The organism is Pseudoalteromonas sp. Isolate6 (assembly GCF_022398435.1).
GTDB lineage: Bacteria > Pseudomonadota > Gammaproteobacteria > Enterobacterales > Alteromonadaceae > Pseudoalteromonas > Pseudoalteromonas galatheae.
Genome location: NZ_JAKEVK010000037.1, coordinates 1 through 12964, shown reverse-complemented (window position 1 = coordinate 12964; position 12964 = coordinate 1). Strand labels below are relative to the sequence as shown.

The following is a 12964-nucleotide window of genomic DNA, read 5'->3' as shown; positions in this document are numbered from 1 at the left end:
ACTACAGCGAATTTTCCGTACTTACAGGTGTTTCTAGACTCGCTAGTTGCTTCTTTGCAGATTCGAGGTTAGGGTCAAGTAGCATTGCCTGTTTTAAAATCGCCTTTGCACGTTTTAGTTGATTATCGGCAATCAGTGCCTCTGCGAGACTATCTAACCCATTGGCTGAACGAGGGAATGCTTCAACGTTTAGCTCAAATGCAGCAATAGCAGCGGCATTTTTCTCTTCTCCTAAAAGCGCATATCCCAAGTCATTCAACTGCGCTTCTGAAAAGTCATAATCATTATACCTAATCGGTCTTGAGGCGGTTATATTGAATTCTCGCCTCAGCAGGTTCCTCTTGGGTAAAGATCTTACAAAGAACTACTTGCATTAAAGCGTGCCAATACTCTCAGAGGTGCGGCCAAAGTTCTAGGCGTAAACCACACGACGGTATCTCGTAGGCTACATGCTTTAAATCAACGCTTTAGTCTTGATATATGCATGCTTTCGCAAGACAAAGTCTCGTTTTCTGAATTGGGACTGCAGCTGCTCAGTGCCGCTGAAAACATGGAAGCCTGCCTTGCCCCTCACTTAAGCCAAATTAACACTTCGGTTAAGCAGTTAAAGCAAAAAATAAACTTATCTATCCCTCCTGCGATTTTGCAGTATGTCTTGTTAGACGAATTACATGAATTTCAGCAAAAAAATCTATACCCAACGTCAAGCGGCTTATCAGCTTTTTACTTAAGACTATGCGCAGTAAACAAATACTGTTCGACTGCGCAAAATGACACTCGCCACGTTAGGACACTCGCCACGTTAGTTTAGATCCTGTCCACTTTAATCAGCCAACCATTTATACATAACATAGCTATCTACCAAACCCAGACGAGGATGCTTGTATGCCTTGGGAATGGTGCCCACAATGGTAAAACCAAGCTTTTGCCAAAGTTTAATCGCCACTTCATTAGTCGATACCACACTATTAAATTGCATGGCTTCGAACCCCAGTGCTAACGCTTGCTGCTGGGAATGTTCGCACATCAGCCGTGCAATTCCTTTACCACGAGCCAAACTCGACACCATGTAACCACAGTTACATATGTGGCCACTCGGACCCATCGCATTTTGTCGCAAATAATAGCTGCCAAGTACTTGCCCATTCTCAACATATGCAAAAGCTTTAAGCGGCGTTTCACACCAAAGTAAAAATGCCTGTTCCATACTCATATTTGAGTCAAATGCATACGTTTCTTGTGCTTGGATCACTTCTGAAAATGTTGGCCAAAACGACTCAAAATCATCCCGCGTTATCTCTCTTATCATCCCATTTCCTCTAAACGTCATACCTGATAGTAATTAACCCAATTTTTGCAAATATACTCATTCTACTAACCTCACACCACTTTTGTTTTAGAAAACCTGAGACAAATACTTGTCGAATCATTAGTTTTTCGTACTAATGGTTACTGACACCACTCCTGTAATGCACTGTAACTTTCTGTAATGTATTTAGCCTTTTTCAAAGCCTAGTATGAATCAGTAGGTTGATGAGAAACCACTCATCAAAAGGATATTTAATTTTCTTGTGAGGTTGTTATGTGTACTAGAGCTTTTAATAACTGGAATAGAGCATATTTAGCTACTGCCAGAAATATGGACTGGATGTTTATATTACCTACCAGCTTGTTTGTACTTGAAAAAGGACTAAAAAAATCGGGGCTTGAGCCAGTTTCTGAGCTAGAGGCAATAGCAAGCGAGAAAACTCGTAACCCACTGACATGGACATCTTCTTATAGTAGTGTGGTCGCTATGGTTGGAGATGATTGCAGCGGCTGGGCAGCCTCCGATGGCATGAACTCTATGGGGCTTGTCGCAAATGTATTGTACGACTCAGGCGCGACGTACGGTAAGTCAGCATGCAAAAGTAAAAAGCAGCTGAGCGTCCTTAGATGGTTGCAATATGTGTTAGACAAATTTGTACTGGTCAAGGAAGTCGTTGACGTATTCAGTAAACAAGAAATTCAGATCGTTGGTGCAGAAGTACCTAACAGCGAAGGTAAAACCGCAGCATTGCATTTAATGGTGTCGGATATCAGTGGCGATTCAGCCATTATCGAAGTTGAAAATGGGGTTTTTAAGATCCATCACAGCGCTGACTATCGCGTTGTTACCAATGAACCAAGTTATGAAGATCAGCTAAGGATTAATGATTATTGGCTGTGGCAATGGAGTGATAAAAACAGTCAGCCGAGCCATACGATCCCTGGCGGCCCATACTCAATCGATAGATTCGAGCGCGCTACGTTTTATCTTAATCACTTAGATTTACCAAACGATGAGCATGATGCCCTTGCACAGGCTCGCTCGGTTGCTGCAAGTGCATCAGTACCCCTTGGCTATAATTTTACAAGCAGTGCCAGCCCAAACATATCTAATACCTTGTGGACAACCGTTGCAGCACATAGGAGCCAAACCTATTATTTTTGCAATGCTCGCACGCCTCATGTTGCTTGGGTGGAATTGGCAAACTTTAACTTTGGATCGCCAGTCAGTGCCTTCACATTGATAAGCGAAGATCCATCTGGAGAGTACATCAATAGCACCAGAAATGGCAAGTTAAACAAATACTTTGAACCAACCGAAGATCCGTTCAAAAAGTAAGATTAGCAGAACTTCTGAGCCAAACACGCGATAGTTCGTTTTGGCTCAAAAGCACTTAATTTACCGCCATATTCACAGCCATCACTAACAGCAGCACCGCAAATACCTTTTTAATCGTGGCAACAGGCAAGTGATGCGTGGCTTTAGCCCCCATTGGAGCGGTAAACCAAGACGTGCACACAATGCCTAACAGGGCTGGCAAATAAACAAATCCGGCGAAGCCATCCGAAAGTGCAAAGTGCGCACTGCCCGAGCTAATGTAGCCAACGGAACCAAAAAGCGCGATAACAATGCCACATGCAGAAGCACATCCTATGGCCTTTTTCATATCAAGAGAGAAAAACGTCAACAGCGGTACCAAAAGTGCTCCACCGCCAATGCCTATCATGGCAGATAAACCACCGGTGATCGTCGTTAATAACGTAAGTATGCCTTTATTCGGCAGCTGCCTTTGGGTTGTGCTCTCATTTTTGCTGCTATAAAACATTTTTATTGCTATCAATACCACACTTACTGCAAATACAATGCGCACTGCGTTTTCGGGTAATAGCGCTGCCAAAAAACCACTGATCAGCGCGCCTAGTGCAACGCCCGTCATTATCCACGGCGCTAAATCCCACGGTACATTACCATTTTTATGATGCGCGATTGCCGATGAGGTAGAAGTAAATAAAATGGATGCCAACGATGTCGCCACGGCGGCTATGACCACTTGCTCCGGTGGTAACACGTTAAAGTACAATAAAATACTGCTCAGCACCGGAACAATAACCAGCCCACCACCAATACCTAACAACCCGGCTAAAAAGCCGACAACACTACCGAGTAGTGCACAATACACAAACAACAATATCAACTCACTCATTCCACTTATCTCTTCTTTTCATTGAGGCGCAAACACCTAAGTGAGCAATATCGGCGTTGCTTTTAGCCTTTCTGCCACCTAAGCGCTGGCGAGTATAACAACATAACGCTTTGCCATTGATGCTTTTGACTTAGATAAGTCTTGAATATTCCTCACGTTTTACTTGAAACAAATGCAACTTAGACATTTAGCGGTCTAGACTTTTATACACCTAATAAGTTTCACTCTACAATTGCTCATATTTTCTGCATATACGACTCAATAAGCGCCATCTATTTTTGTAACTCATGAATCAGACTCATGTTTTATGTGAAATAAAACCGTTTTTCTTCATCTTGTGATCCACGTATAAATCTCACATCACTTAATGTTCGGCACTCTCACTGCGTCCCCGTGGATATCTGTTTACCGCAGTGAAACGTAATTGCCGAGCGCGTCAGCATTAGAATTGGATACCTGAAGACATGAATAACGAGTTTACTTTCACTATTAAGAGCATTCGTCTTGACGAGAATTACCATCCGTCAAACAGCACGCGGATCACCACTAACTTTGCTAACTTGGCAAGAGGCGAAAGCCGCCAGCAAAACTTACGCAATGCCCTAAAGATGATTGATAATCGCTTTAACGCATTGGCTAACTGGGATAACCCAAAAGGTGACCGTTATTCTGTTGAGCTTGAGATAGTCTCTGTTGATATGGATATTGCGGGTAGTGGGCAAACTTTCCCGTCAATTGAGGTATTAAAAACCAACATCGTTGACCACAAAACCAATGAACGCATTGAGGGAATTGTTGGTAACAATTTCTCATCTTACGTACGTGACTACGACTTTAGCGTGCTATTGCTTGATCACAATAAAGATCAACCTAAATTCAGCATCCCAGCTAACTTTGGCGACTTACACGGTAAGCTATTTAAATACTTTGTTGATTCAGAAGCTTACAAGAGTCACTTTAGTAAGCCGCCGGTGATTTGCCTAAGTGTATCGGATAACAAAACCTATCACCGCACCGAAAATCAGCACCCTGTGCTTGGCTTTGAATATCAACCAAATGAGTCATCATTAACTGAGCAATATTTCAAAAAGATGGGCTTAGAGGTGCGCTACTTTATGCCACCAAATAGCGTTGCACCTTTGGCTTTTTACTTCTTTGGTGACTTACTGAATGACTACACCAATCTGGAATTGATCAGCACCATCAGCACTATGGAAACATTCCAAAAGATCTACCGCCCAGAGATTTACAATGCCAATGCGGTGGCGGGCAAGTGCTATCAACCAAACTTGAAAAACTCCGATCACTCGCTAACACAAATTGTTTATGACCGCGAAGAGCGCAGCCAGTTGGCGATTGCACAAGGTCGATTTGCAGAAGAGCATTTTATCAAGCCTTACCAAAACGTGCTTGAACAATGGTCTGCAAATTACGCTTTATAATCAACGGGAATATGGAACAGCATTTATTATGAAAACACTATTACCAACATCTACTGCTGGCAGTTTACCAAAGCCCGCTTGGCTTGCTCAGCCAGAAACCCTGTGGTCACCTTGGAAACTAGAGGGCGACGAGCTTATTGATGGCAAAAACGATGCACTACGTATTGCTTTGCAAGAGCAACAACTTGCCGGTATTGATATCGTGAGTGACGGCGAGCAAACCCGCCAGCACTTTGTAACCACTTTTATTGAACACCTAAGCGGTGTGGACTTTGAGAAGCGTCAAACGGTAAAAATTCGCGACCGCTATGATGCCAGTGTCCCAACTGTTGTTGGTCCTGTATCTCGCCAAAAGCCGGTTTTTGTTGAAGATGCCAAATTTCTACGCAGCCAAACAGACAAACCTATCAAATGGGCATTGCCAGGTCCTATGACGATGATAGATACACTGTATGATGACCACTACAAAAGCCGTGAAAAGCTAGCGTGGGAATTTGCTAAAATTCTTAACCAAGAAGCCAAAGAACTAGAGGCCGCTGGAGTTGATATCATTCAGTTCGATGAGCCAGCGTTTAATGTATTTTTTGATGAGGTCAACGACTGGGGCATTGCGGCGCTTGAACGTGCCATTGAAGGACTCAAATGCGAAACCGCTGTGCATATTTGTTACGGCTACGGCATTAAAGCTAACACCGATTGGAAAAAGACCTTAGGATCAGAATGGCGTCAATATGAAGAGGCGTTTCCTAAGCTACAAAAATCCAATATCGATATCATCTCGTTAGAGTGCCACAACTCTCACGTGCCAATCGACTTGTTAGCGTTGATCCGTGGTAAAAAAGTGATGGTTGGTGCGATTGATGTTGCAACCAACACCATCGAAACGCCAGAAGAAGTTGCCAACACGCTACGCAAAGCGCTAGAGTTTGTTGACGCCGACAAACTCTACCCATGCACTAACTGCGGTATGGCACCACTTTCTCGTGAAGTGGCAAGAGGTAAGCTCGCTGCATTGAGCGCAGGGGCTGAGCTTGTGCGCCAAGAGCTATTAGCCAAAAAATCAGCTTAATAAAGCTTAAATTATGTGCCGCCGTCAAGGAATGATAGCGGCGCGGCTTTCCATTATTGATGAACACTCATTTCAAGCATCAGCAACTCTTATCCGATTTCACACAAAACACAGCCACTCACTCCCATTCTATTTGACACATCGAGTTTTTATTTCGTTCTATCGCGTATTAGGTGACATTGAATTGCACCTGAATAACTATGTAGCCCTAAATAAAAATTATATAGAGGGTGGCATTATGCCTTATGGATTGAAACGGACGCTCATTTGCACTTTACTGGCTTGCGCTGCATTGCCAACAGTCGCACAGACTGAGGTGGGATTACAGGCGAAAGACATTTTTGAGCTGGAATATGCAAACGACCCGCAAATATCACCAGATGGTACTCAAGTGGTATATGTGCGTAACAGCAATGATGTGATGAAGGATGCGAAGCGACAAAACCTGTGGCTGGTCGATATTAAGTCAGGCGCACAATCGCCACTCTTCTCTGATGAAAACAATTACAGTCAACCTCGCTGGTCGCCAGATGGTAGCAAAATTGCCTTTGTGAGCAATGTATCTGGTAGCACACAAATTCATGTACATTATCTTGCTCAAAACCGTACGGCACTACTTACACAGTTGCGATCTGGGATCAGTGGCTTAACGTGGTCACCAGATGGCAAATGGCTGGCTTTTAGCCAAAAGGTTGCTGAAAAGCCTGCGGTCATCGCCAAAATGCCAGAAAAACCAAAAGGCGCGAAGTGGTCCGATTCTGCCATTGTTATCGACAAAGCCTACTACCAAGCAGATGGCCGAGGCCTTATCAAACCAGGCTATCGCCAGATCTTCGTATTACCGAGTGAAGGCGGCACGCCACGCCAATTAACCTCTGGTAATTATCACCATAGTGGGAAACTCGCGTGGCGAGCAGACGCTCAGGCGATTGTGTTTTCAGCAAACCGCATTGCAGACTGGGAATACAAGCGCCTAGAGGGCGACTTATTCGAAGTTGATTTTAACCGTAATATCACCCAGCTTACGTCGGCTCCTGGTCGTGAGTACGCACCTAGCTTTTCCGAAAATGGTAAACAGCTGGCTTATCTTAGTGCATCGAACGCGCTAAACCCTTACCGTAATAGCAAACTGAATATTATGGATTGGCAGGACAAAACCTCCCACATGATTGCCAAAGACTTTGATCGCTCAATCCAAGACCCAACTTGGATTGGCAGTGATAGACTGGCGATGACGTACGATGACCACGGCAAGCGAAAGCTCGCGAGCATCACCACAAAAGGTAAAATTACCGACATCACAGATACGCTCTCAGGCACAACCCTTGGTCGCCCTTATCTAAGCGGTGAATTTAGTGCTAACTTTGATGGGGAAATTGCCTTTACGCAAGGTTCGAGTGAACGCCCTGCAGACATCGCAATCACAACAAGAAAAGGTAAAGTAACGCAATTAACCCGCCTTAACGAAGACTTACTTGCACATAAAACCCTTGGTAAAGTGCATGAGATCACATATAGCTCGTCGTTCGACGGGGAGAAAATTCAGGGCTGGTATATTACCCCACCAAATTTTGACCCGAACAAACAATACCCATTACTATTAGAAATTCACGGAGGCCCCCACTTAGCCTACGGCCCCCATTTCTCAGCAGAATTACAGCGTTATGCTGCTGAAGGTTATGTGGTATTTTACGACAATCACAGAGGCAGCAGCTCTTACGGCGAGCGCTTTGCGATGTTGCTCAAGTACAAATACAGCTCAAAAGAAGACTTTGCCGATCATAACTCAGGGGTAGACGCTATGCTTGAGAAAGGCTTTATCGACAAAGATAATCTGTTTATTGCTGGCGGCTCTGCAGGTGGTATCGCAACAGCCTACGCGATTGGCTTAACTAACCGTTTCAACGCTGCAGTTGTCGTAAAGCCTGTGATCAACTGGCTGAGTAAAGTGCTTACCGCTGACAGTGGCCTTGGTCAAATTCCAACGCAATTCCCAGGTATGCCATGGGAGCATATGGAACACTATTGGCAGCGCTCACCGCTTTCGCTCGTTGGCAACGTAACCACACCAACCATGCTAATGACGGGTGAAGAAGACTTGCGCACGCCAATGGCCGAAACCGAACAGTTCTACCAAGCACTTAAGTTACGTAAAATTGACTCTGTACTGGTCAAAATTCCAGGTGCGCCACATGGAATTGCAGGTCGCCCTTCTCGGATGATCAGCAAAATCGAGCATACGCTCGCTTGGTTTGAAAAGTACAAGAAGTAAACGTAATTCACTTATTTCGATAATCTAGCTTGAGGTCTATAGGCCACATTACTCATGTATTCTGTAGACCTCACACTCTGGAAATGACACTATTTTAGAGAGACATAAAAGCACTTAGTCTCATTTTGTATGCTTGCTTCGCATAAAACTAATGTGATGAGTGTTTTTGTTATTTTTCTCTACTTATTCATAAGATTCTGCACGATTAAAATTAGCAAAAATCATTAAAGTACGTGTCTGATCTTGTTCCCAACTCTTAGTGTGAGATGCCCAACGCAGCAAGATAAAGTATCAAACCGAAATTGAGCCGAAAGTTGGACTGGGCATAAGCGCCACAACAGTATATATTTGAACTATTAGTAGCACTTTGATTGAGAAAAAGCCGCTTGGTAACTCGACATAAGCACGTTAGCAAAATTAACTACTAATAGTATTTTTAGATGAAATGTGGCCCCCAAGGAGCAACGATTTAAAGATAGTGGCTCGGTTCTAACATCAAAATATTGGAGACAGGTAATGCCTCATGTGTGCCAATATCTTACATCTAGATTTTGTTTGTGAAGCGCAATATTCAAGCGATTTAATTTATGCTTTCCAAAATTCAGAAACTAAGCATTCGACGCGGCTCTAACGAAGTGACTTTTGGACAGTGGACATGTGAGCACTGAGGCCAAACACTCACCTGACCTTAGCATATTTTGTACAAGTTATAGTAAGTTGAACAAATGAATAATAGAAAAGCACAGTACAACTTCTGCATATTATTTTCGTTGTTTTTCGGGTCAGCATTTTTTTGCAGTGCCACTCCTGTTAATGATATTCACCAAATTCAAGTGGTGACAGAGCCACTCCCCCCTTATCAGATTGTAAAAGATGGAGAGGTGAGAGGCGTGGTAGCAGAAAAGGTCAGGAAGCTTCTGCGTGAACTAGGAAGCGACTCCCAAATACGCGCAATGCCTTGGGCTAGAGCATACAAAACAGCTTTGACCGAACCAGGAACTCTTATTTTTTCTATGGTACGTACACCTGCCAGAGAGGAATTGTTTCACTGGCTCGGTGTACTCGTCAGTACTAAAACTTACCTCGTTACTCTGAAAAGAAGAGACAACATAAAGCTTGAGAAGCTTGAAGAGCTAATTAATTATAAAGCAGGTATAAAGCGCGATGATGTGGTATTTCACTATTTATCGAAGAAAAAGGCGCTAGGTAAGACTGCACTCTTACCCGATACCATCACTACAGTTAAAATGCTACTTAGAGATCGAGTTGACATCATTGCTGTCTCACCGCTTCATTTAGACTATATGTGCTCTAAAATAGGCTGCAAAAGTAGTGACTTTCAATTCTTGCTAGAATTAGATGGTCTCAGTAATGATTTCTACCTTGCAGCAAATAAGCAAATGACACCCGAGCTTGTGAATTTGATTACAGATAAACTTAAAGGATTAACTAATTAATATTCTAACCGCCTTCATAGTTGGAGCTTGCCTACTTTCGCATTAAGTTGAGAGCAAGCGGCTAGTTAGTTTATTTCAAAAAGAGAGCTTTAAAATCTAACCATGTGCTTTCTCAGTAAAGGCTAATGGCTTTGTCTATTATCCCGAGTTATTTATACACCCTGAGGGTAGATAACATTTTCTAACCTATCATCGTCATAAGCATCTGAGTGTGTGAGGTGTCCGTCAAATGGTCCAACTTTATTCACATATCTGCCTTGTTTAAACACTATTTCTAATCCATGCTCTTGTTCCCAATCACATGAACACGTTAATGAAATATAGACTAGCTCGTCTCCACCAGAACGACGCGACACCAATAGCGCATTACCAAATTGAATATGCTTCCAAACATCAGCTGCATTGGGTATTTCGACATACCAATCATCCTCTGGTACCAAATGCACAAAGATGTCTTTGTAATACTGATAGATGTAATCTTGCGAGGCTCTCAAGACGGATTCATCAATTGCCAAAAAGTTTTTGATCGCTTCATGAAACTCATCCTTTTTTTTATCTTCTTCGTACTGCTCTAATATAAATTCAACCAGCTTCCCACCGAGCCCTTTAATTTCAATTGGTTTGCTCCGCAAATCGCCGTATCTATCTTTTTCAAGAATTCCTAGTAGGGGGGCTTTAATCACTATTCCATTCCTTATACAAAAGAGGCTTTGTTTTCCATCAAAAGTGACTCAAACACGAAAGCTGAAATCTAGCCAAAATAGTTACCGGTATCCGCTTCTTCAAAACCCGCCCGATGACTTAATAAGGCACGAATTGTAATAGGTGCTTCAAAGGTGTAAGGTATTTTAAGTTCACTTATATATTCATTAATAACGGTATCTATAGATAGTTTACCCTGTTCCAGCAGCTGCATTACTGCAAGTACAGTCATTGTTTTGGTCGTAGAACCGATGCGAAATAATAGCAGATAGCGGCTGACACCCACGACAAACTTGAACCGTTTTTTCTATATCTTTGAGGCGGGTGTCTGAATCTTCTTTAGTCAACTATTGCTCTCTATTTTTTAGCGTGCTTGCACCCGATACCGAACCTTATTGCTCATTCCAACATTATTCGTTAATTGTAATATGCCTTTTGTCATACCTGTTGGTATCGTAAATGTAAGGCTTGATTGTGTATGAGTTGAAGGAACAAGTGTTTTATTTCCCATTACGATACGAGTTTTATCATCAAACCCCACTCCCTTAAGCTCGTATTGTTCACCTTCTTGAACTTTGATTGAGGCATATCCAAATATTAACGGTGAACCCGCTTTGTATGGCTTTATTCGCACTTCATTAGAACGCTTATTTCGAGTATAAATAAATGCCTTATATTTACGAAGTGGTAGATTGAGTTCAAAGATTAGCTCTGAGTTAGTGTGCGATGTTGGCGCGATATTATAAATTTCTTCACCGTTATAGATAACCACTTTTGGATTCTCCAGCCCGGCAAAGTCATCTCCAGTAAATACAACACTATCGCCGATACGATAAATTCGAGGTAATGAATAGCCATTGTAATAACCGGCTTGGGAAGATATTTGTACACTTGGTGAGTCGCTTAATCTAAAGCCTCGCACTCGCTCATACGGCTCGGCATCATAAATATCTAGAACTTTGTCACCATCATTATCTAGATCGATGAAGTCCTCAACACCGTCTTTGTCAGAGTCTTCAGGCCCCCCTTTCGCATTGAGTTTTTCGTCGGCATCGGCTACTCCGTCATTATCAGAATCAAGATCCAAAAAGTTTAATTTATCATCTTGGTCTGCATTTCCTGAGCCTTCGCGTTCATCATTAATGCCGTCGCCATCACTGTCTAAGTCCAATAGATTAATTACCCCGTTATTGTCTTCATCGAGTGTAGTACTTTGCTTTACGTAATATTCATAGAAGTCATGAATAGAGTCTCTATCGGTGTCAATACGAGTTGGTTCAATACCAATTGCATATTCTGCATGATCATCAATACCGTCGGTGTCATTATCTCTAAATACGTAAATTTCATAGGAATAGTCGGGCGCACCACCTGATAAATCATCAATGACACTCAAGTTGAATTTTCCATCATGGGGTATTTTAGTCAGTATATGCGCCATTTTTAGCGCACTATGAGTATGGATCTGCGATGAGTTGATCACAAAACCGCCTTGCTCGGAAAAGTACACTTTAGGCTTAAAATTAGCTGACTTATAGGTAATACGAGCTGAGATATAGTCGCCCTTATTTGCACTAAACTGATACAAATCACCATTATCACCCGCATTTGAAATAACCCCCTTTACTTTGAACGGAAGTTGATGCGCAACTTTTACCGCGTTACTGGGGTTATCGTTAGGTTCAACCTCGACGATTTCGGGATAACGAGCGCGCTGACTATCAAATGGAAACTCATCATGCTCATCTAATACACCATCACCATCTTCATCTTTGTTTTGCCAAGTGCCTTTAGCTGGTTCGATCAAACCATTTTGTGGAGTTGCAAATACAGTTGTACTTACCAATGCGAGTGCCAATAAAATGCATCGTGATATCATAAACAATCCTTATTAATGTTAAATTCTCTCAAGTTTTTCGTCCGGCTTCCTGCTTCACACTTTCATTGAAGGCTTTTAGTAGAATACACAGGGTACTTTCGTTACTTTCTCTTCCTATATGCCATTTCTAACGCTAACTTTTCAAGAGCATCCAACTTGTCAACTAACTGCTTTTCAGTGTTCTTGCCTTGTTGGTAATCGACTTCTAACTTCAAAAGCTTGAAAGTTTGACCTAGAACGCTGAGATATAAGGGGGGATTACTTATTCGGCTTCTCTTCAAATTAATTAGTAGTTCATTTAGATAGCTTAAGGCTGCCCCAGATAAATTCTTACTAACGATATTCTGCATCAATAAAGTATCCAAATATTCAGGGTAAGGAGGCGGTTTTTTTACATAAAACTTAACTCTTAAGCTAGCCTCATTCGGTAACGTATTAAAATATTCAATTCATATTTCACTGTACTCATAGCAAGTTTTTACCGATGAAATTGAAGACATCAGTAGCTTCACAACATCTTGTTTTTCTTTTTGTTCAGCTTCGTAATCAGTGATAGCGAGTAACACCCCCACCAAAGTAGCAATGAGCGTTAGAAGAAAATTTATACCTAGACTAAAACGCTCCGTAATAG

General features: G+C 42.3%; 12 protein-coding genes and 1 pseudogene. 6 read left to right on the top strand and 7 right to left on the bottom strand.

Features of this window, described 5'->3' with window-relative positions:
- Position 1 precedes the first annotated feature (1 nt).
- Positions 2-259 carry a hypothetical protein gene (locus tag L1D50_RS07720; protein WP_239965817.1) on the bottom strand — a complete coding sequence of 86 codons (258 nt, stop codon included), beginning with the start codon at positions 257-259 and terminating at the stop codon, positions 2-4.
- Between the two features lie 225 nt (positions 260-484).
- Between L1D50_RS07720 and L1D50_RS07715 the strand changes: the two genes are divergently transcribed.
- Positions 485-811 (top strand): hypothetical protein, encoded by a 327-nt coding sequence (locus L1D50_RS07715; protein WP_239965816.1) that lies wholly within the window; start codon positions 485-487, stop codon positions 809-811.
- Between the two features lie 12 nt (positions 812-823).
- Here the strand turns inward: L1D50_RS07715 and L1D50_RS07710 are convergent, their stop codons facing one another.
- On the bottom strand, positions 824-1309 hold the full coding sequence (locus L1D50_RS07710; protein ID WP_239965815.1) for a GNAT family N-acetyltransferase: 486 nt from the start codon (positions 1307-1309) through the stop codon (positions 824-826).
- 273 nt (positions 1310-1582) lie between these two features.
- Between L1D50_RS07710 and L1D50_RS07705 the strand changes: the two genes are divergently transcribed.
- Positions 1583-2647, top strand: coding sequence for a linear amide C-N hydrolase (locus L1D50_RS07705; protein ID WP_239965814.1), 1065 nt, complete (start codon positions 1583-1585; stop codon positions 2645-2647).
- Between the two features lie 55 nt (positions 2648-2702).
- On the opposite strand, the gene L1D50_RS07700 is transcribed toward L1D50_RS07705, so the two are convergent.
- A complete protein-coding gene (locus L1D50_RS07700; protein WP_128727518.1) occupies positions 2703-3512 on the bottom strand; it encodes a sulfite exporter TauE/SafE family protein in 810 nt (269 codons plus the stop codon).
- Positions 3513-3976: 464 nt separating this feature from the next.
- Between L1D50_RS07700 and L1D50_RS07695 the strand changes: the two genes are divergently transcribed.
- The 4 genes from L1D50_RS07695 to L1D50_RS07680 all read left to right on the top strand — a co-directional run bounded on the left by L1D50_RS07695 (position 3977) and on the right by L1D50_RS07680 (position 9752).
- Entirely contained in the window at positions 3977-4954 is a 978-nt protein-coding gene (locus L1D50_RS07695) for a DUF1852 domain-containing protein (protein ID WP_239965813.1), read from the top strand.
- A 28-nt stretch (positions 4955-4982) separates the two neighbouring features.
- Entirely contained in the window at positions 4983-6023 is a 1041-nt protein-coding gene (locus L1D50_RS07690) for a methionine synthase (protein ID WP_010370114.1), read from the top strand.
- A gap of 238 nt (positions 6024-6261) precedes the next feature.
- Positions 6262-8295 carry a S9 family peptidase gene (locus L1D50_RS07685; RefSeq protein ID WP_138523426.1) on the top strand — a complete coding sequence of 678 codons (2034 nt, stop codon included), beginning with the start codon at positions 6262-6264 and terminating at the stop codon, positions 8293-8295.
- Between the two features lie 725 nt (positions 8296-9020).
- Entirely contained in the window at positions 9021-9752 is a 732-nt protein-coding gene (locus L1D50_RS07680) for a transporter substrate-binding domain-containing protein (protein ID WP_128727521.1), read from the top strand.
- A gap of 152 nt (positions 9753-9904) precedes the next feature.
- Here the strand turns inward: L1D50_RS07680 and L1D50_RS07675 are convergent, their stop codons facing one another.
- The 4 genes and pseudogenes from L1D50_RS07675 to L1D50_RS07660 all read right to left on the bottom strand — a co-directional run.
- Positions 9905-10435, bottom strand: a complete 531-nt coding sequence (locus L1D50_RS07675) for a hypothetical protein (RefSeq protein WP_128727522.1) — start codon at positions 10433-10435, stop codon at positions 9905-9907.
- Positions 10436-10503: 68 nt separating this feature from the next.
- On the bottom strand, positions 10504-10740 hold the full coding sequence (locus tag L1D50_RS07670) for a serine hydrolase domain-containing protein (RefSeq protein ID WP_275669088.1): 237 nt from the start codon (positions 10738-10740) through the stop codon (positions 10504-10506).
- Positions 10741-10818: 78 nt separating this feature from the next.
- Positions 10819-12333, bottom strand: a complete 1515-nt coding sequence (locus tag L1D50_RS07665) for a cell surface receptor IPT/TIG domain-containing protein (protein WP_138523428.1) — start codon at positions 12331-12333, stop codon at positions 10819-10821.
- 449 nt (positions 12334-12782) lie between these two features.
- Positions 12783-12964: pseudogene (locus L1D50_RS07660) on the bottom strand (hypothetical protein); the annotation flags it as partial.

Bases quoted from the DNA above. Each gene is read 5' to 3' on its own strand.
- L1D50_RS07695 (WP_239965813.1), top strand. From the start codon at position 3,977: ATGAATAACGAGTTTACTTTCACTATTAAGAGCATTCGTCTTGACGAG.
- L1D50_RS07705 (WP_239965814.1), top strand. From the start codon at position 1,583: ATGTGTACTAGAGCTTTTAATAACTGGAATAGAGCATATTTAGCTACT.
- L1D50_RS07665 (WP_138523428.1), bottom strand. From the start codon at position 12,333: ATGATATCACGATGCATTTTATTGGCACTCGCATTGGTAAGTACAACT.
- L1D50_RS07690 (WP_010370114.1), top strand. From the start codon at position 4,983: ATGAAAACACTATTACCAACATCTACTGCTGGCAGTTTACCAAAGCCC.
- L1D50_RS07700 (WP_128727518.1), bottom strand. From the start codon at position 3,512: ATGAGTGAGTTGATATTGTTGTTTGTGTATTGTGCACTACTCGGTAGT.
- L1D50_RS07685 (WP_138523426.1), top strand. From the start codon at position 6,262: ATGCCTTATGGATTGAAACGGACGCTCATTTGCACTTTACTGGCTTGC.
- L1D50_RS07680 (WP_128727521.1), top strand. From the start codon at position 9,021: ATGAATAATAGAAAAGCACAGTACAACTTCTGCATATTATTTTCGTTG.
- L1D50_RS07710 (WP_239965815.1), bottom strand. From the start codon at position 1,309: ATGATAAGAGAGATAACGCGGGATGATTTTGAGTCGTTTTGGCCAACA.
- L1D50_RS07715 (WP_239965816.1), top strand. From the start codon at position 485: ATGCTTTCGCAAGACAAAGTCTCGTTTTCTGAATTGGGACTGCAGCTG.